Annotated in this window: 15 protein-coding genes; 3 read left to right on the top strand and 12 right to left on the bottom strand. The window is 34.0% G+C overall.

What is annotated here, in order from left to right; translation table 11 throughout:
* Nucleotides 1-8 precede the first annotated feature (8 nt).
* Both H0I41_RS06600 and H0I41_RS06605 read right to left on the bottom strand, forming a co-directional pair.
* Nucleotides 9-1,973, bottom strand: coding sequence for a sugar MFS transporter (locus tag H0I41_RS06600; RefSeq protein WP_135014496.1), 1,965 nt, complete (start codon nucleotides 1,971-1,973; stop codon nucleotides 9-11).
* Between the two features lie 185 nt (nucleotides 1,974-2,158).
* Nucleotides 2,159-3,169 (bottom strand): LacI family DNA-binding transcriptional regulator, encoded by a 1,011-nt coding sequence (locus H0I41_RS06605; RefSeq protein WP_094498652.1) that lies wholly within the window; start codon nucleotides 3,167-3,169, stop codon nucleotides 2,159-2,161.
* A gap of 213 nt (nucleotides 3,170-3,382) precedes the next feature.
* Between H0I41_RS06605 and H0I41_RS06610 the strand changes: the two genes are divergently transcribed.
* From H0I41_RS06610 to galE, 3 genes are read left to right on the top strand one after another with little or no spacing between them, the layout of a single operon-like run.
* Complete coding sequence (locus tag H0I41_RS06610; protein WP_135014497.1) at nucleotides 3,383-5,263, top strand: glycoside hydrolase family 2 TIM barrel-domain containing protein; 1,881 nt, start codon at nucleotides 3,383-3,385, stop codon at nucleotides 5,261-5,263.
* Entirely contained in the window at nucleotides 5,247-6,200 is a 954-nt protein-coding gene (locus tag H0I41_RS06615; RefSeq protein ID WP_011161772.1) for a beta-galactosidase small subunit, read from the top strand. The genes H0I41_RS06610 and H0I41_RS06615 overlap by 17 nt, the downstream gene beginning before the upstream one ends.
* A 31-nt stretch (nucleotides 6,201-6,231) precedes the next feature.
* Entirely contained in the window at nucleotides 6,232-7,224 is a 993-nt protein-coding gene (gene galE, locus H0I41_RS06620) for a UDP-glucose 4-epimerase GalE (RefSeq protein WP_182094516.1), read from the top strand.
* A 127-nt stretch (nucleotides 7,225-7,351) separates the two neighbouring features.
* Here galE and H0I41_RS06625 read toward each other — a convergent pair whose 3' ends face one another.
* The 10 genes from H0I41_RS06625 to hpf all read right to left on the bottom strand — a co-directional run bounded on the left by H0I41_RS06625 (nucleotide 7,352) and on the right by hpf (nucleotide 19,897).
* A complete protein-coding gene (locus H0I41_RS06625) occupies nucleotides 7,352-8,041 on the bottom strand; it encodes an RNase H family protein (RefSeq protein ID WP_135014499.1) in 690 nt (229 codons plus the stop codon).
* A gap of 271 nt (nucleotides 8,042-8,312) precedes the next feature.
* Nucleotides 8,313-11,282: an SEC10/PgrA surface exclusion domain-containing protein gene (locus H0I41_RS06630; RefSeq protein ID WP_087712808.1), complete on the bottom strand. Its 2,970-nt coding sequence runs from the start codon at nucleotides 11,280-11,282 to the stop codon at nucleotides 8,313-8,315.
* A gap of 169 nt (nucleotides 11,283-11,451) precedes the next feature.
* A complete protein-coding gene (gene trxB, locus H0I41_RS06635) occupies nucleotides 11,452-12,387 on the bottom strand; it encodes a thioredoxin-disulfide reductase (protein ID WP_135014500.1) in 936 nt (311 codons plus the stop codon).
* A gap of 71 nt (nucleotides 12,388-12,458) precedes the next feature.
* On the bottom strand, nucleotides 12,459-13,478 hold the full coding sequence (locus tag H0I41_RS06640; RefSeq protein ID WP_135014501.1) for an NAD(P)H-dependent glycerol-3-phosphate dehydrogenase: 1,020 nt from the start codon (nucleotides 13,476-13,478) through the stop codon (nucleotides 12,459-12,461).
* A 36-nt stretch (nucleotides 13,479-13,514) separates the two neighbouring features.
* Entirely contained in the window at nucleotides 13,515-14,351 is an 837-nt protein-coding gene (gene lgt, locus H0I41_RS06645) for a prolipoprotein diacylglyceryl transferase (protein WP_053107041.1), read from the bottom strand.
* Complete coding sequence (gene hprK / locus H0I41_RS06650; protein ID WP_061400735.1) at nucleotides 14,348-15,307, bottom strand: HPr(Ser) kinase/phosphatase; 960 nt, start codon at nucleotides 15,305-15,307, stop codon at nucleotides 14,348-14,350. The genes lgt and hprK overlap by 4 nt, the downstream gene beginning before the upstream one ends.
* Nucleotides 15,300-15,578: a hypothetical protein gene (locus H0I41_RS06655; protein ID WP_004897721.1), complete on the bottom strand. Its 279-nt coding sequence runs from the start codon at nucleotides 15,576-15,578 to the stop codon at nucleotides 15,300-15,302. Before H0I41_RS06655 ends, hprK begins: the two co-directional genes overlap by 8 nt.
* An 18-nt stretch (nucleotides 15,579-15,596) precedes the next feature.
* Nucleotides 15,597-16,713 (bottom strand): peptide chain release factor 2 gene (prfB, locus tag H0I41_RS06660; RefSeq protein WP_127835925.1). Its coding sequence is split into 2 segments (ribosomal slippage): nucleotides 15,597-16,640 and nucleotides 16,642-16,713, totalling 1,116 coding nucleotides; the frame shifts between segments, so codons are not numbered across the junction.
* Nucleotides 16,714-16,794: 81 nt separating this feature from the next.
* Nucleotides 16,795-19,194 (bottom strand): preprotein translocase subunit SecA, encoded by a 2,400-nt coding sequence (gene secA, locus H0I41_RS06665; RefSeq protein ID WP_135014502.1) that lies wholly within the window; start codon nucleotides 19,192-19,194, stop codon nucleotides 16,795-16,797.
* Between the two features lie 157 nt (nucleotides 19,195-19,351).
* Nucleotides 19,352-19,897 (bottom strand): ribosome hibernation-promoting factor, HPF/YfiA family, encoded by a 546-nt coding sequence (gene hpf / locus H0I41_RS06670; protein WP_004897724.1) that lies wholly within the window; start codon nucleotides 19,895-19,897, stop codon nucleotides 19,352-19,354.
* Between the last annotated feature and the right edge of the window lie 78 nt (nucleotides 19,898-19,975).

Consider the following 19,975-nt stretch of genomic DNA (forward strand, 5'->3'; position numbering starts at 1 on the left):
TTTCTCCTTTATTCTGCTTGTAATCCCATTGTTTTTTCTGAATTCTTTAGTGCTTCTCTAAATTCCACGCTTACAACTTCTTCTCCATGCTTAACAGTTTTACCAGTTTCAACTTCACTGGTTTTTACAATTTTTCGTGGTTGTGTATAAAAAACAATTACTGTGTCTTGATAACCATTTTCAAGAGCAAGGTCTCGATCAAATTCAAGTAATAAATCTCCTTTTCTCACATTTTGGCCATCATCATAGTAAGTCTCAAAACCTTTTCCACGTAAGTTAACCGTTCCTAAACCAACATGTACCACTACTTGTAACCCTTCATCAGAAACAATTTCGAAAGCATGTTTAGTAATAAAGGTAAATTTAATTTTTCCATTAAATGGGGCATAGATCCTTCCTCTACTTGGCTTGATAGCAAATCCTTTACCTGGAAATGGCTTATTATTCTCATCAATAACTTCGCTTAAATTCATTAATTTGCCATCCGCTGGTGCATAAACAATTTCATTTGTAACACTCGCATCAGGTTCTTCTTTATCATTTTCAATCTTGCCCTCCGCCAATTTATCTTTTAATTCTTCAACAACGGCCGCATGTTTCTTTTCTGATAATGTTACTTTTGTCAGAAAAACAATGATTGACAAAACAGCTAAAATTAATGGAATATATAAGGCAATAATATTGAAAGTATTAATATCATGAGCCGTCATATCAGCAGCAGTAGCTGTTCCAGTCATTCCAGCCGCAATTGCAACATAACTAACTAAAGCATTAGAAACTGCCCCAGTAAATTTATCAATCATTGGACGAACAGCTAAGACAACTGCTTCATTTCTTTGCCCATTCTTAAGCTGACCATATTCAATAGCATCAGTCAAAGTCAATACAGTTACCAACTGAGCGAAATTGATATTTAGTAAAACTAATCCCAAATCCATTAGGATTACATTATTACGTCCAAAAATGAAGAGAACGTAAGCTAAAACCATACAAGTTTGACCAGCAACAAATAACCATTTTCTTGGAATATATTTATTTAAAATTGGAAAACTTGGAGTGATACAAAAGCCAATAATAGTTGCGATAACACCTACTACCCAGAATTCGTTAGGCTTACCAATTACAAATTTATACATATAAAACAAAACACCATTAGTAATAATATAAGCTAATGAATATAAGAGGTAAGCAAGACTTGGCCATAAGATTTGATCATTATGAAATATTGCTCCAAAAACTTGCTTCAAACTTGTCTTCTGCTTCGCAGAATTTCTAATAATATTGTGCTTTTCCTTAGTACCAAAGCAAACAATTAAAGCGCAGACAATGGCGAGAGCGGAAATTACTGCTGCAAAAGCTAACCAGCCAGCTGCTCCTTCTTCGTGCTTACCAGTTACCATATAAGTAACACTGGTCACAATCGGTACTACGATAATTGTTAATCCGTTCCAGCCAATTGTTCCTGAAAAAGCACCCAATGATGTATAAATTCCACGTGCATGTGAATCTTCACTTAAAGCTGGCACCATTCCCCAATAAGAAACATCAGATAATGAATAAAAAATATCAAAACCGATATAAATTAAGATAAATAATACAGCAAATAAGAGCCAACTTTTTTGAGCTAAATCAAAAATTCCAGTAAACAATACCAATAAAAGTAGTGCACTTACTAGTGTACCCACTAAAATCCAAGGTTTAAACTTTCCCCACTTTGTTTTAGTATTATCGACTATATTTCCTAAAATAGGATCAATTACTAATTCAGCTATCCTGATGACAACCATTAAACCAGTAATTAATCCAATCAGCTTATCTGCAATAGATGCCTGCATTCCACTAAACATACTACTGGTGATAAAAATAACAAAGTATGTACTCATTACACCATAGAAAGCTGAATGACCTAAGTTACCCAAACAAAATGACGCGTAGGAAAGAATTTGCTTTCCTGACTTTCCATGAGATTTCATAAAAATTTCCTCCTCATCGCAAACCGCGCAATCGCTTACATTGATATAATACTCGCATTTATATTTTTCGTAAAGAAATGGCTTTGATTTACTAAATAATTTACTAAATAGAAAAATAAAAAAGAATGCCTCTATCAGCATTCCTTTTTTATTTTTCTATGAAAAAATTATTTTTATTTATTAAATTATTTATCTTCCTTAGGAATAAAACTTTTACGGATAACTAATTTTGTGTTCATATTTACATCAATATGAGCTCGATCAGGTTTAATAATTAAATTAATCAGCATACTTAATGCCATATCAATCATTTCTTGCTGGTCAATATTATAAGACGACAAAGGCGGAGAAACATATTTAACAACATTGCTATTGTTAATACTTAATATCGCTGTTTCTTTTGGAATATTAATCCCTTCTTCATTAAATGCTTGTAAAACGCCCACTGCTAGCGTATCAGAAGCAATTAAAAATGCTTGCGGAAACTTATTTTTACATTTTGCCGTAACCTTTTTACCTAATTGATAACCATTTTCAACACTAAAAGGCCCCTCAACAAACATATAATTATTATTTTTTCCTCTAGCTTTCAAGTACTCAGCAAAAGCACTAGCTCGCCGATCAATTTCTTGAATTCCGTCATGCTTTGGTCCGACTCCACCAATAAATCCAATTTTTTCATATCCTTTTTTGAAGAACAGATCGATCGCATTTTTAACCGTAAGTTCAAGATTTGGTCGAATAGAATCAAATAATTCAGGAGCAGGATTTGTATCAACAAAAACTCCATTAGGCAATATCTTATGCAACTGCTTTAATTTTTTATTTTCAATTGGTGCAGCCCCTATCCCAATAAATCCTTGAAATAAAGAAGCATTTTTTATTAAATCATCTATTTCATAAAATGTTTTCATTTGAAGGGCTTCTTTTTCAACTGTTGAAATTAAAGCATTCTTTAACGAAGTAAAATATTCATCTTGTAATTGCTCTTCATGATTAACACGATACAACAGTGCAATCGTAGGACGAATTTTCTTTTCTTGATGATCTTTCCAGTAACCTAACTTATTAGCAATCTCTAAAATTTTATTTTTTGTATCAGCTGTAATGGATAAGTTAGGATCATTATTTAACAAACGAGATACAGTAGCTGGAGAATAACCAGATTCTTCTGCTATTTTTTTTATAGTTGCCATAATTAATTCTTTCTATATTTTAATTACTCTGTTTAAACAAAAGTTCTATTTTTTCTATAAATAACATTATCAGTTCAGAAGATCATTTTCAAAACTAATCAATAAAACGCAAATATCATTTGTAAATAATTTACTATTTTTGAGTAAATTATTTATTTAAGTGATATAATAAAAGCGTCTTCAATATAATATTCTTAGAAATCAGGTAGAACCATGAAAGCAAATATTCGATGGCTAGATGATCCAGAAACTTTCCGCGTTAATCAAATTGCAGCGCACAGTGATCATTTATATTTCAAAAATTATGAAGAATGGGAACAAAAACGTAGCAGTTTTATTCAAAGTCTAGATGGAAAATGGCAATTTAAATTTTCTAATAATCCCCAAACTAGACCACTTGATTTTTACAAAACTAATTTTGATGCTTCAGATTTTGATTTCATTCCTGTTCCAAGTGAAATTGAATTAAATAATTATGCACAAAATCAATATATAAATACCCTCTATCCTTGGGAGGGAAAAATTTTTCGCAGACCAGCTTATTCGCTAGGACAGAAAACAGATCGTTCATTCAGTGGAGGAGAAGATAATACGGTCGGTTCTTACATTAAACATTTTGATTTAGATAATTCTTTTCAAGGAAAGCACGTTCATGTTTTCTTTGAAGGAGTAGAACGAGCAATGTTTGTTTGGCTAAATGGTCATTTTATTGGATATGGTGAAGATAGTTTTACTCCATCTGAATTTAATCTTACCCCCTACCTTAAAGAAAAGAACAATATTTTAGCTGTACAAGTATTCAAACACAGTACTGCTTCTTTTTTAGAGGATCAGGATATGTTTAGATTTTCTGGAATTTTCCGCTCAGTAAAGCTACTTGCTTTTCCAGAAACACATTTAATGGATCTTGCATTAAAACCAACAATTACAAATGACTACCATGATGGAATTTTCAATGCCAAATTATCCTTTACTGGTACAAAAGATGGATATGTACGTTTAAAAATAAAAGATATCAATGGGCAAACTTTACTGGATGAAGAACATAATCTAACTTCAACAATTACAATCGAAAATAAATTACTGAAAAACATTCATCTTTGGGATAACCATCACCCTTATTTATATCAGTTATTTATTGAAGTCCACGATTCAAATAAAAATCTAATTGAGTTAGATTCTTATAAATTTGGATTTCGAGAAATTAAAATAACTGACGATAAAGTTGTATTACTCAATGGAAAGAGACTAATTATAAATGGGGTCAACCGACACGAATGGAATATGAATAGCGGACGTACCATTACTAAACAGGATATGAAGGCCGATATTCAGACCTTTAAAAGAAACAATATCAATGCGGTACGTACTTGCCATTATCCTAATCAAATTCCGTGGTATTACTTATGTGATCAAAATGGTATCTACGTTATGGCAGAGAATAATTTAGAATCTCACGGAACATGGCAAAAAATGGGAAAAGTTGAGCCTTCGTATAATGTTCCAGGATCTTTAGCAGAATGGCGTAATGTAGTTATTGATCGTGCCAGAAGTAATTATGAAACTTTAAAGAATCATACTTCTATTCTCTTTTGGTCGCTAGGTAATGAATCATATGCTGGTGAAAATTTAATAGCAATGAATCAATTCTATAAATCGCACGATGATACACGCCTTACGCATTATGAAGGTGTGGTTCATACACCAGACTTAAAAAATAAAATATCTGATTTAGAAAGTTACATGTATCTCCCACCTAAAGAAGCTGAAAAATATTTAAAAAATAATCCTTCAAAGCCATTTCTTGAATGCGAATATATGCATGATATGGGCAATTCAGATGGTGGAATGAAATCTTACATTAAATTAATTGATGAATATCCACAATATTTAGGCGGATTTATTTGGGACTTTATTGATCAAGCTCTTTTAACCTATGATCCAATAAGCGGTAAAAAAGTACTCAGATACGGTGGTGACTTTGATGATCGACACTCAGATTATGAGTTTTCTGGGGATGGTCTAATGTTTGCTGATCGAACTGAAAAACCAGCAATGCAGGAGGTTAAATATTATTATGGATTACACAAATAAACTCCACATTATTTACGGAGATGCAGCGTTAGGAGTACAAACTAAAAAATTTCAATATATTTTTAGTTATGAAAAAGGCGGACTTGAATCCCTAAAAATCAATAATAAAGAATGGCTCTATCGTATCCCTACTCCAACATTTTGGCGTGCCACAACCGATAACGATCGCGGTAATGGCTTTAGCGTTAAGGCTGCTCAATGGTTAGGAGCGGATATGTTCAGCCAATGTAGTAAAATTCATCTAACAGTTGATGATCAAAAATTTGATCCTCTACCTATCGCTCCATTCAATAATCAATTTTCTAACCATGAATATGCAAATCTCGTAAAAATTAGTTTTGATTATAAAACTACTACTACGCCGGCAACTATATGCACGATTACCTATGTTATTGATTCCAGTGGACACGCAACTATTAAAATGCGTTACATGGGAAAAGAAGGATTGCCATCTCTTCCAGTCCTAGGAATGCGTTTTATCATGCCTACGATGGCAACTGGATTTGAATATTATGGACTTTCTTCTGAAACATATCCTGATCGTAAAGCAGGGGCAAAAAAAGGAGTATTTCACGTAAAAGGTTTACCTGTCACAAAATATTTGGTTCCACAAGAAAATGGCATGCATATGGACACAGATAAATTAATTATCACTAGAAATACTAGCCTGAATAATGCAGATCGTGATACAAATGATTTTCAACTAGAAATTAATAAAACTGATAAACCACTTAACTTTAGTTGCCTCCCCTATACCGCTGAAGAATTAGAAAATGCCACACACATTGAAGAACTTCCACTAGCACGCAGAACAGTTTTAGTAATTGCTGGAAAAGTACGCGGTGTAGGGGGAATAGACAGTTGGGGGACAGATGTTGAAGAAAAATATAGAATAGATTCAAGTAAAAATTTTGAATTTTCATTCAAATTAAGTTAAAAATAATAAATTTAGAAGGAGTATTATAAATATGAAAGTATTAGTTATTGGTGGTGCCGGTTATATCGGCTCTCATGCTGTTAGAAAATTAATTGAAGAAGGAAACGATGTTGTTGTCCTTGATTCTCTCTACACTGGCCATAGAAAGGCTGTTGACAAGAGAGCTAAATTTTATCAAGGCGACATCGAAGATACTAATTTAGTAAGCAAGATCTTACGGGACGAAAACATTGATGCTGTTATGCACTTTGCCGCTTACTCATTAGTTCCTGAATCAGTTAAGAAACCTTTGAAATATTACGACAACAATGTCTCAGGTATGATTTCTCTTCTTCAAGCCATGGATGACGCTAAAGTTAAATACCTAGTATTTTCTTCATCCGCTGCTACTTATGGTATTCCAAAGACTTTACCGATTACTGAAGATACACCACTTGATCCAATTAATCCTTATGGCGAAACCAAGATGATGATGGAAAATATTATGCACTGGGCTGACAAGGCTGACGGCATTAAGTCTATCGCTCTTCGCTACTTTAATGTTGCTGGTGCTTCAAGCGACGGCTCAATTGGTGAAGATCACGGTCCTGAAACTCACCTAATTCCAAATATCTTAAAGAGTGCTATTTCTGGTGATGGCAACTTTACTATTTTTGGTGACGACTATGACACTAAAGACGGTACTAATGTCCGTGACTACGTTCAAGTTGAAGACTTAATTGACGCCCATATCTTAGCTCTTAAGCACGTAATGGAAACTAACAAGTCTAATGTCTTTAACTTAGGTACTGCTCAAGGATACTCTAACTTAGAAATTCTTGAAGCTGCTAAGAAAGTTACTAGCATTGACATCCCTTACACTATTGGACCAAGAAGAGGCGGAGATCCTGACTCATTAGTTGCCGATTCAAGTAAGGCACGTAAAGTTCTAGGCTGGAAGCCAAAGCATGAAAATGTTGATGACGTTATCGCAACTGCTTGGAACTGGCACAAGAGCCACCCAAAGGGCTATGAAGATAAATAAGAATAATATTTTTAGTTAATTGATATAAAATTTCACGTACACAAAAAGCTGTCTATCACTTTGATAGACAGCTTTTAATTTTGGAGAATGTAAATGAATATAAAATAGTTATTTAATGTGTTACTTATTATTTACCATAATTTTCTACAGCCTCTTTTGCTAATCGGTCTGCTTCTTCGTTATATTTAACGTTAGTATGAGCAGAAACCTTATGGAAAACAAGTTTCATATGCTTACTTGTTTCTTTAATTAGATTATAATATTTTACCCTAAGATCATTTTTTCCCTTATCATTCTTTTTATTAATATGAACGTTGTATCCGTAAGCCCAGCCAACAAGTCCGGCATAATCAAAGTAGATATCTAAACGTTTAAAGCCTTTACTGCGAGCCCATTCAATTCCTTTTTCAATAGCTTTAATTTTACCGGCAACATTTCTCATACCTTCAGGAGCACAAGTATCATTTTTAGGCTCTTTATGATCCTTAGTAATCTCAATCCAGCCAGCGCCGGCTATGTCCTTATTGACATCTTCCATATAACTACCATCTGTCGCAATGATAGCTTCATCATCAGTTAAAGAAGCAATACGGTCCTCAATTTCCTTATTAACTGCTTCGTTGTCGTCTGGATCAATGTCGCTTTCTTCAATATAGCCTTGATTAATAAAATCATTGGCTTCCTTTTCTGTGTTAAAGACTTTATAAATAAGACTAGATTTACTTTGAAATTCAGTTTTTATATTGTCCCATTCTTCATGACGTACATCAGTTTTACCTGTATTCGCATCAATCATCGCATAATATCTTTTAACCATATATTTATACCTCTTATTAAAAAAGAAATAATTAGATTAATTACCAACGATCATCGTGTTTATAGATTGGTACATATCTCGTAACCACTTTGGTTTTCTGCTTCGGCTCCTCTTTAGTATCTGTATCACCAAACAGAGTTCCAAAAATCATTATGAATAATCCTGCAATTACCCAAAATGCGATAAAGCACAGCAATTTAAAGGTGCACCAAATGAATGCTGCAACTTTTCCTTTTTTTGTTTTTGCTTTTCTGAATCTATCATACATATACTAATTACGTCTTCTCTTCTTATCTGAAACTAATGAACCTAAACCAATTGAAGCTAATGATAATCCTGCAAGTGCAGCGAAAATACTTACCTTATCATCAACACTAGTTTGTGGCAATGCATGCTTAGTGTTGTTAACAGTAGGCTTTACAGTAGCTGCTTGAGCTTTATTACTATTACTCATTGGAGCTGCTACAACAGCATCCAAAGCTTGGTTAATTTGAGCATCGAATGCTTTACGTGCAGCTGCTTCATGAACTTGCTTATTATTATTGATAATCTTAGTATTAGCAGCAATTCTGTTAGTAAGTGTCTTAATAGTAGCTTGAGACTTAGTAATAGTCTTATCTAAATCTTGAACTTTATTATCTAACTTAGTAACTTCAGCTTTAGCAGTCTTGTAGTCAGCTTCAGCCTTGTCATATGCTGCTTGAGCCTTTTGTACGGCTTCTTTCTTTTCGCTAACTACTTTATCTGCAGCTGAAATTTGATCAATCAAGTCTTTATGAGTATTTACGTAGTTGTCATAATCGGCTTGTGCTTTATCTAAGTTAGCTTTGGCAGCAGTTTGAGCAGTCTTAGCATCTGCTAACTTAACCTTTAAGTCATCTATTTGCTTATTAGCAGCATCTAGATCTTGATTAATGCGAGCTAATTCTGCTTTGTGTTGGTTAAGAATAGTTTCAGCTGAATTCTTATCCTTATTAGCTGCGTCTAGATCATTATTTAACTTCTCTAATTGAGATTTAGTGTTGTTGTAATCATTAATTACAGCAGCGTGATCTTGCTTATAAGTTGCTAAATCTTGAGCTATATCATCTTTAGCCTTAAGTAATGCAGGGTAAGCAGCTTGTAAGTCATTAATACGTTTAGTAGTGTCAACAATTTGATGTTCAACATTTTGCTTATCATTCTTAGCATTAGCTAACTTAGTTGACAAATCATTAATAGATTTAGTTAAAACATTTACTTTAGCTTGTGATTGATTGATATGATCAGTTAATGATTTAATTTGATTATCTAAGTCATTCTTTTGACTAATTAATGAGTTCACATCGTTTTGCGCTTGATCATATGCTTGTTGAGCTTTAACAGGATCAGTTGCAGTAGTCAATTCAATATTGTCGTTAACGTTAAATTTACTTGGATCCTTGATAAACTCATTTTCATGCCAAATTGAATCAATTATATCAGGAACACTAATATAGTGAATCAAAATAATATCTGGTGAACTTGACTGCATATCTATACTAATCGCACTATAAGTTGTAGTTTGACCTTTATTTCCTAGAGATTCTTGTGGCATATAATAAAATGACAACATAGCACCAGCATGTAACCACTCATTATCATGAAAATTAAAAATCATTCCTTTAATATCATCATAAATATGGTTTTTCAAAGAATCCATATCATCTCGCTGATGCCTATAATCATCAGCTGAGTGGGAATAACTTTCAACATGATATGCACCATACGGATCATAGTCGGTTACTGCCTCATACGGAGCTTGTGTGCTGAAATTTTCTCGACCTAATAATTCATACCAATTATTTGCATCATTTAATCCATATTTTCTTGCTGCGGCCGTAATCGCTTTAACATCATGACCACCACCATTGCGCAAACTATTTGTATTATTTGTGCGATAATTATTAGCCACGTCATTAGCAAATTTCATTGCACTTCTATTTAGAATCCGTGGCTTATTTCCTAATTGTGCGCGTGCTTGATTAATAAGATTTAGAGCGAATTTATTAATTTCTAATTGTTCTTCTGCTGTCAAATTATTAAGGTCAACCATATGCTTTTTATCTTTTTCATTAGATTTATAGTGATTTAACTTCCATCCGTCTATTGAAGCAGCATACATTTCTTTAGTGAATTGATCATCATTAAAATTCTTACGATCTTCATTAGAAATATAGTCCCATTTCTTTGCTGCTTTAATATAAGAATCTGGTAAAATCATTACATTTTGAGCTGATTCTCTAATTTGATCTAATGCACTCTTAGCTTCATCACGTTTGGCAGTAGCTTGTGATAACTTGCTATTAACATCATTAGCTTGCTTAGTTACATCATTTAACTTGTTTTGACTTTGGCTAATATCATTATTGACGTTAGCTAAATCTTTATTTGAGATTTCTAATTTAGCTTGAGTATCATTAACAGTTTTAGCTAAATCATTATCTTTAGTTTGTAAGTCAGATAAGGTCTTTTTACTTTGATTTAAATCAGTTTCATTTTGCTTTAAATCATTTTCTGCCTTAGCACTAGCTGATTCTTTAGCGTTCAATTCACCTTGAATTTGGTTATAGTCTTTTTGAACATTGTTAAATTTGTCTTGAGCTTGCTTTGCTTGTGCAGTCAATTCATTGACATGCGTATTAACATTATTCAATGTTTCAGTATTAGCCTTAACTTCACTTTCAGCATTAGTTCTTTGACCAATCAAATCAGTTTGCTTATTTTGTGCAGTTTGAACTTGACCTTCAAGATTTTGTACCTTTTGATCAGCTTGAGTCTTAGCAGCTTGTGCGGATTTTACATTGTTTTCATATGAACTATCATATTGTTTTGTTAAATCTTCTTGCTTAGTTTGTGCGTGAGTTAACTCACTCTTAGCATTATCTAAGTTAGATTTAGCAGTTTGCATTGCTTCTTGTTTTGCTGGCAGAGTAGCTTCAGTTTGAGTCTTTTGACTTTCAACTTGTGCTTTATCTGCTTGAGCTTGTTTTACTTGATCTTGAGTTTTAACAATATCAGACTTATCTTGAGCAATTTGTTTAGTTGCGGCTTTATCTTGAGCTGTGGCTTTTTGTTCTGCTTTATTATTTAAATTAGCATTGCTATCAGCATTAACTTTTTGAACTTCAGCTGCCTTAACTGTCGTAGTCTTAGCACCTGCGATTGATCCTGCAGCTACTACTGCTGCAGAAACATACATCAATTTATCTTTGTTCTTCATTGATACATCCTCCGTTTTATTAAATAACTGAGTTCAACCCTAATAGGTCGATACGAACCTAGTTTACCCCCCCCCATTTTGAGTTTTGTCAATGCTTTCACAAGAAAATAAATTACAACACAAAAAGCTGCCTATCGTTTGATAGACAGCTTTTAATTTAAACAAATTTTTATTCTTCGCTTAAACCTTGGTAATAGTTATATACTTCTTGACCAGCAATACTTCCTTCACCGACAGCAGTTGCAATTTGACGAAGTTCTTTTGATCGAACATCACCCAAAGCAAAGACCCCATCAACTTTAGTACGCATATGATCATCCGTTAGGATCCAACCTTGGTCATCAGTAATGCCTAAATCTCTAAAAGCATCTGTTTGTGGTTGAATACCAACATAAATAAATACACCAGCTACTTTAATTTCTTTTTCTTCACCAGTTTCTTTATCCTTATATTTCACACCAGTTACTTTATTGCCATCTCCGACAATTTCTTCAGTTTGAGCATTCCAGATAAACTTCATCTTATCATTTTCGAAAGCTTTCTTTTGTAATTCAGCTTTCGCACGAAGTTGATCACGCCGATGGATAACAGTGACTGACTTAGCAGACTGTGCCAAATATAGCCCCTCTTGAATAGCTGAATCTCCGCCACCAATTACAGCAACATCTTCATCTCTAAAGAAAGCGGCGTCACAAACAGCACAATATGATACGCCTTTTCCAGCATATTCTTCTTCGCCAGGAACTCCAAGATGCTTATGAACTGCACCAGTAGCAATAACGACCGCACCAGCTTCGTATTCACCTGAATCAGTTTTAACGATCTTTTTATTGCCATCTTGGATAATACTTTGTACATCGCCATAAGCAAATTCAGCTCCAGCATTTGTAGCCGTTTGATACATTTTTTCGCCTAATTCAGGTCCTTGAATATCAACAAAGCCAGGATAATTATCAATGCCAGCAGTATTATTCATTTGGCCGCCATAAATACCACGATCCAAAATAACTACTTTCAAATTAGCTCGAGCGGCATATAAAGCAGCAGTTAAACCACCAGGTCCTGCTCCAATTACAATTACATCGTAGTTTTTTTTCTCAGCCATATTCTCGCCTCTATTCTTACTTTTTGTAAGTATATATTACTATGAACAAATAAAAATTGCAATCTTTTTGCTTATAGTTGAATTTCTGGCTTAGGATTTCTTCCCATCATTGTCTTAATTTCTTGATCTACATCGGCATTTTCATATAAAACACGGTAAATAGCTTCACTAATTGGCATATCAATATTCTTTTCTTCTGCTAATTCATGTACAGCTTTAACAGTCGTAGCACCTTCAACAACTTGGCCCATATGGTCTAAAACATAATCAAGACTCTTTCCTTCTCCAATTTGCTTACCTGCACGCCAATTACGAGAATTTTGAGAAGTTGCTGTTACAATTAAATCACCAATTCCTGAAAGACCTGAAAAAGTCATTGGTTTTGCGCCGAAGTATTTAACTCCTAAACGAGTAATTTCAGCTAAGCCTCTAGTCATTAAAGCAGCTTTTGCATCATCACCATATCCTTTACCAACTAGGATACCTGCAGCGATTGCAATAACATTTTTCACTGCTCCACCTACTTCAACTCCCACTAAATCATCATTAGTGTAGAAACGGACATAGTTATTTGAAAATATCTTTTGTACTCTCTTAGCATTTTCTTCACTAGTAGATGCACAAGCAATTGCAGTTAAATCCTTTTGAGCAACATTTTCAGCATGACTAGGGCCTGAAATAGCTACTATTTTTTCACTATCATTTGGATAAACTTCCTCAGTTAAAATATCTGAAATTAGTTTTTTACTTCCTGGTTCAATTCCTTTAGTTGCAGTTACCAATAAAGGAGTAGCGCCAGTTTTATCTAATATTTTACGTACATTTTTAGCAACAATACGAACTGCTTTAGTTGGTAAAACAAATAAAACAATTTCGGCACCATCCAATGCTTTTTCTAAATCTCCAGTAGCGGGCACATTCGGATTAAGTTTCCAATTTTTCATGTAGTGAGTATTAGTATGATGTTCATTAATTTCTTGGTTAACACTATCAATGTTTCCATATAATACTACATCATTTCCGTTATCAGCTAACATTGAACCAAGAACAGAACCCCATGAACCATTACCTAAAACTGCAATCTTTGCCATTTTTTTACTCAAACTTTCTATAAAAAATTATTTCTTTCAATCTCTATTATACGGGTATTTTAAACCGCTGCCAGCTAAATACCACTTTGGCTTTACAACTTTACGACGATAAATCCAAAGAATAATTGCGCCAAAAAACAAAATCAAGCTCAATGCTTGTGAAACTCTAATTGTATTAGCAATGTATAAACTATCCGTTCTCATCCCTTCAACAAAGAAACGAACAGCGGAATACCAAATTACATAACTTAAAAATATTTCTCCACGCTTAAAAAGATGTTTTCTATGACGTAAACTTAAAATCAAAATTAAGCCAATCAAATTTAATGTCGACTCATACAAATAAGTCGGTTGGTAATATGAACCATTAATATACATTTGCTGAATAATGAAATGTGGCAAATGTAGACTTTCTAGAAAGGATAAAGTGGTTTTAGCACCATGCGCTTCTTGATTCATAAAATTACCCCACCGAGCAATTACCTGGGCAGCCATTACACCTGGAGCTATGATATCAAGCATTAGAAATGGCGGTAGCATTCGTTGATGACAAAAAATTAACAACACTATTAGTCCAGCGATCAAACCACCATAAATAGCAATCCCACCATTCCAAATAGCAATTATTTGGTCGGGATGTTGAGAAAAATAGCCCCATTCAAAAACTACATAATATATTCGAGCTCCAATAAAACCAATCGGAACTGCCCAAAGGAGGAAGTCAATGAAGTCATCAGGCATAATATGCCTTTTCTTTCCTTCATTAATTGCCATTAAAGTTGCTACTAAAACTCCCGTAGCCATTAAAATACCGTACCACTTAACTTGAAGCGGGCCCAGATTAAAAGCTACAGGATTTAAGGCTAAACTCATTTCCTGCTTTCACCCTCGTCTTTTTTAGAATTGTCTGAAATTAATTCAGTTAGATTTTGTTCAAATTTTTGACTAGCATCATAACCCATTTTCTTAGCTCTGAAATTCATAGCTGCCACTTCAATAATAATAGCTAGATTTCGGCCCACTTTAACTGGAACAGTTACTTGCGGTACATCTACTTCAAAAATTTCACGCGTCTTTTCATTAAACCCTAAGCGATCATAATTAGCTTTTGGATCCCAATTTTGCAAACAAATTATCAATTGAATTTCAGTACTGTCTTTAACTGCTCCAGCACCAAAAAGATTCATCACATCAATAATTCCAATTCCGCGAATCTCCATTAAATGCTTTAAGATCTTAGGAGCTTCTCCCACTACAGTCTTATCATCTTTTTGGTAAACATCAACTCGATCATCCGCAATTAAACGGTGTCCTCGTTTAACTAAGTCTAGGGCTGTTTCTGACTTACCAACACCAGAATTTCCAATGATCAATACACCCATTCCATAGATTTCTACTAAAACACCGTGAATACTCTTTCGAGGTGCAAGTTTTTCATCTAGAAATTGAGTAATGACACTCGATAAATGTGTTGTAGCCATATTACTGGAGAGAACAGGTATATTTTCTTTCTCAGCTGCTTCAAGCATCTCTGAAGGAATTGGTAAACCTCGGGACACAATGAAACAAGGCGTTTCTGGGGTTGCCATTTTGGTAAATACTCGCTCACGCAAATCGTGATCTAGTCGTGCACTATAAGAAATTTCTGTTCTTCCTAGCAATTGAATTCTATTTTTAGGATAGAAATCAAAATAACCTGTTAATTCTAAACCTGGACGTGAAATATCAGAAGTATCAATTAACTTTTGATCTAGATATTCCTTTCCTTCAACCACTCTAAGTGAAGGGAGATCTTTTACTAATTCACTGACTTTAACTGCTTCAACCATTTTTGTTATCCTCTTTATCTTCTACATCTTTGACTGAAACATTTCGTGCTTTCTTTCGCTTTTGATTATTAGTGGATGGCTGCACTGGATTATGGCTATCAGTTTTTTCTGTATCTTTTTTGTTACCAGAAAACTTAGCCAGTAGCCAAATAATCAAAGCAACAATTATAGCAACAGGTAACAAGCCAATAAAGAATTTAAATATTGAAAATAAAATACTTAAAATCACTAAAGCAGCTAATACCAATATTAAAATAGTTACAAATCCCATAGATCTTTTCCTTAAACTTTAATTCGGATTTTTTTGGCTCAATAGCCACTGTAAATAAGCATAAATAAAATTATCTAATTTTCCATCCATTACACCATTTACATCACTGCTTTCAAAATTAGTCCGATGATCTTTTACCATATTGTAAGGATGAAAAACATAAGAGCGAATTTGAGAACCAAAGCCAATTTCTTTTTGATTACCTTTAAGTTCTTCTGTCTGCTTTCTTTTCTTCTCTTCTTCTAGCTGGAATAACTTTGCCCGTAACATATTCATTGCAGTTTCTCTATTTTGCAATTGGGATCGCTGAGCCTGCGATGAGGTAACAATACCGGTAGGTAAGTGGGTAATTCGAACTGCACTAGAAGTCTTATTAATATGCTGACCTCCAGCACCACTTGAACGATAAACGTCAATTCTTAAATCATCTGGATTAATATCAACCTCAATACTTTGATCAATCTCTGGTATTACTTCTACAGAAGCAAAAGATGTATGCCGTCTTTTTGCCGAATCAAAAGGAGATATTCTTACTAATCTATGCACACCATTTTCAGATTTAAGTAATCCAAAAGCATTTTTTCCCTGAATCCGGATGCTTACACTTTTAACACCAGCTTCTTCACCAGGTTCATAATCTTCAATTTCAAATTTCAAATCATGACTAGCTGCATAGCGTTGATACATTCTTAAAAGCATATCAGCCCAATCCATAGCCTCAGTACCACCAGCACCGGGATGGATTTCCATTAAAGCATTATGTTGATCATACTTATCTGATAACAATAATGATAATTCATAATCATGAAAACTTTGTGATAATGACACCATTTCTTCAGATAATTCTTCACTCAATTCAGGATCTGGATCTGCTTTAAGTAACTCTAAAGCAGTTTGAGCATCATCGAATTTTGCTTCAAGTTGCTTAAAGTTTTCACTTTTTTCCTTCATTCGATTAGTATCATTAATTAAACTCTGAGCCTGCTCTTGGTTATCCCAAAAACCAGGTTCTGCCATTTTTTGCTCATTAATCGCAATACCCTCATTCAATGAATCGAAGTCAAAGAGACCTCCTGAAATGCTCTAATTTAGGACTAAGATCATTTAATTCTGCTTGAATTTCACTAATCTCCATTTTTATTTTCCTCACATTACAAAATTAATTTTTACTTTAATAATAGCAAAAAAGAGAGACATTATCTGCCTCCCTTTGTTTTTATCGACTAATGTTTTGTCTTATTTGAGCCTTCATAAATAGACGGGTGGCATCAAATTCGATATTACTGATCATTTCCTCAAACATTCTATAGCCAGCTTCTTGATATTCAACTAATGGATTTAATTGTCCATATCCTCTTAGACTAATAGATTGTCGTAATTGATCCATGGCATCAATATGATCAGTCCAACGTTCATCTACAACACGCAAAATAACAACTTTTTCAAATTCTAACATTTGCTCAGGATCAGCAAGTTGCTTTTCTTTTTCGGCATAATTGTCTTCTGCAATCTGATAAAGTCTCTTCTTAAGTTCTTCTGCGCTTAAGTGCTTCATATTAAGCTTTTTAGTAGTTTCTTCATCAGTAATGGCAGAGGAAATGAAGTCTCTTATTTGATCATTACGCCAATCTTTTTTATCACCTTGGGTGTACATATCAATTTGATGATCAATAGTCCGTTTAATCATTGGCATTAAAACATTTTTCAATGATTTTTCTTCAGAGATAACTTGCATTCTTTCCCCGTAAATAATTTCACGTTGCGTACGCATAACATCATCGTATTGTAAAGTTTGCTTACGGGTGTCATAGTTATTTCCTTCAACACGCTTTTGAGCTGATTCAACTTGTCTAGTAATCATACGTGATTCAATGACTTTATCATCATCATTATCAGATATTCGATCAAGGAATAATTTTACTCGATCTCCACCAAAACGCTTCATCAAATCGTCTTCTAGAGAAAGATAAAATCTTGTTACACCTGGATCCCCTTGACGACCGGATCTACCACGAAGCTGATTATCAATACGACGAGACTCATGACGCTCAGTACCAATAACAGCTAAACCGCCTAATTCTTTAACACCGGGTCCTAATTTAATATCAGTACCACGACCAGCCATGTTAGTAGCAATGGTAACTGCTCCTCTTTGACCGGCATTCATAATGATCTCTGCTTCTTTAGCATGGTTTTTAGCATTCAAAACTGCGTGTGGAATACCTGCTTGATTAAGCATTTGACTTAAACGTTCAGAGCTTTCAATAGCTACAGTACCAACCAATACAGGTTGTCCTTTTGCATGACGTTCCTTAATTTCTTTTACTACAGCTTCAAATTTAGAATCTAAAGTTGGATATAAAATATCAGGCAAGTCTTTACGAGCAATTGGACGGTTAGTTGGAATAGTGATTACTTCCATGTTATAGATTTCACGAAATTCTTCTTCTTCCGTCTTCGCTGTACCTGTCATACCTGCCAGCTTTTTATACATTCTAAAGAAGTTCTGGTAAGTAATGGTTGCTTGAGTTTTAGACTCTTCTTGAATCTTAACCCCTTCTTTTGCCTCAATAGCCTGGTGAAGTCCATCAGAATAACGACGGCCTTCCATTACACGTCCAGTGAAAGAATCAACAATCATAACTTCGCCATTTTGAACCACATAGTCGATATCTTTCAACATAATGTAGTTAGCTCTTAAAGCTTGATCAATATGGTGAACTAAGACTTGGTTATCAATATCATACAGGTTCTTCAAACCAAAGTGTTCACAAGCTTTTTTGATTCCTTGATTGGTCAAATTAATTGTTTTAGTTGGCCAATCAATCTTGTAGTCACCATGGTCTTCATCATCATCTACATCGTCATCACTTTTATCTTCAACTAAAGTTTTAACAAAACGATCAGCACGAATATATTCACTGTTTGCTTGCTCTGCTTGTCCAGAAATAATTAACGGTGTTCTAGCCTCATCAATTAAAATTGAGTCAACCTCATCGATAATTGCATAGTTAAGTGGACGTTGAACCATTTGATCTTTGTAGACAACCATATTGTCTCTTAAATAATCAAATCCTAATTCTGAGTTTGTTGAATAAGTAACGTCACAGTTATAAGCATCTCTCTTTTCATCTGCAGACATTGAATTAAGGTTTAACCCTACAGATAAACCGAGCCATTTATATAATTGCCCCATTTCGCTTTCGTCACGGCTAGATAGGTATTCATTAACTGTTACCACATGAACACCTTTCCCCGTTAGAGCATTTAAATAAACTGGCAAAGTAGCAGTTAAGGTCTTACCTTCTCCAGTCATCATTTCTGCGATATTACCGTAATGAAGTGCAATACCACCAATAATTTGAACACGGAAAGGATATAATCCTAAAACTCTTTTTGCACCTTCACGTGCTGTAGCAAATGCTTCTGGTAGAATATCGTCTAACGTTTCACCATTTTTTAAACGCTTACGGAATTCTGGTGTCTTTGCTTGGAGCTGCTCATCAGATAATTTTTCGTACTCGTCTCCTAAAGATTCTACCTTAGTTGCTAATTTTTCAAATTTCTTTAATTCTCTTCTATCGTTATCGTAAATTTTTTTAAGAATATTAGCCATTTAATCGGTCCTTAAATTTAAATTTTGTGCACAAATCTAAAATAATACTATGTAATTTTAACATTAATTTGTAAAAATGAGAAACCTACTATTGCAAGAAAAAGCCTCTTAAGCTTATCGCTGCTCAAGAGACTCTTAATTTATAAGATTGTTTTAATTATTCGTTAGTTTCAATCAAGCCATAACGACCATCATTTCTGCGGTATACAATGCTTGTTCCATTTGTATCTGCATCTTCAAAAACAAAGAAATCATGACCCAACAAGTCCATTTGTAAAACGGCTTCTTCTGCACTCATTGGCTTTAAATCCAAATGCTTGTTACGAACAATATCAAATTCTTTAGGTGCTTTCTTTTCTTCTTCTAAGTCTTCATAGAAGAAATCTTTTAAGCCCTTCTCACGACTCTTTCTGTTAATACGAGTCTTGTACTTTCTAATTTGACGTTCTAGTTTTTCAGAAACAAAGTCAATACTCTTGTACATATCATCAGTTGTATCTTCTGCACGTAAAACTAAGTATGGAAGTGGGATTGTTACTTCCACCTTAGCAGTGTGATCTGGATAAACCTTTAAATTGATATGAGCAATTACATCAGAATTGATTTCGAAGTACTTTTCGAGCTTATTCAATCTCTTTTGAACATAATCTCTTAAGGCATCAGTAACTTCGACATTTTCTCCACGAACATTGTATTTTAACATTGTAGATTCTCCTTCCAACGTCTTATGACGTTTTTCTTTACACTTATAGTATAGCAAATTGTAAGCGGTTTTACTAAT

It is taken from the genome of Lactobacillus johnsonii, assembly GCF_014058685.1.
In the GTDB taxonomy this organism is placed as follows: domain Bacteria; phylum Bacillota; class Bacilli; order Lactobacillales; family Lactobacillaceae; genus Lactobacillus.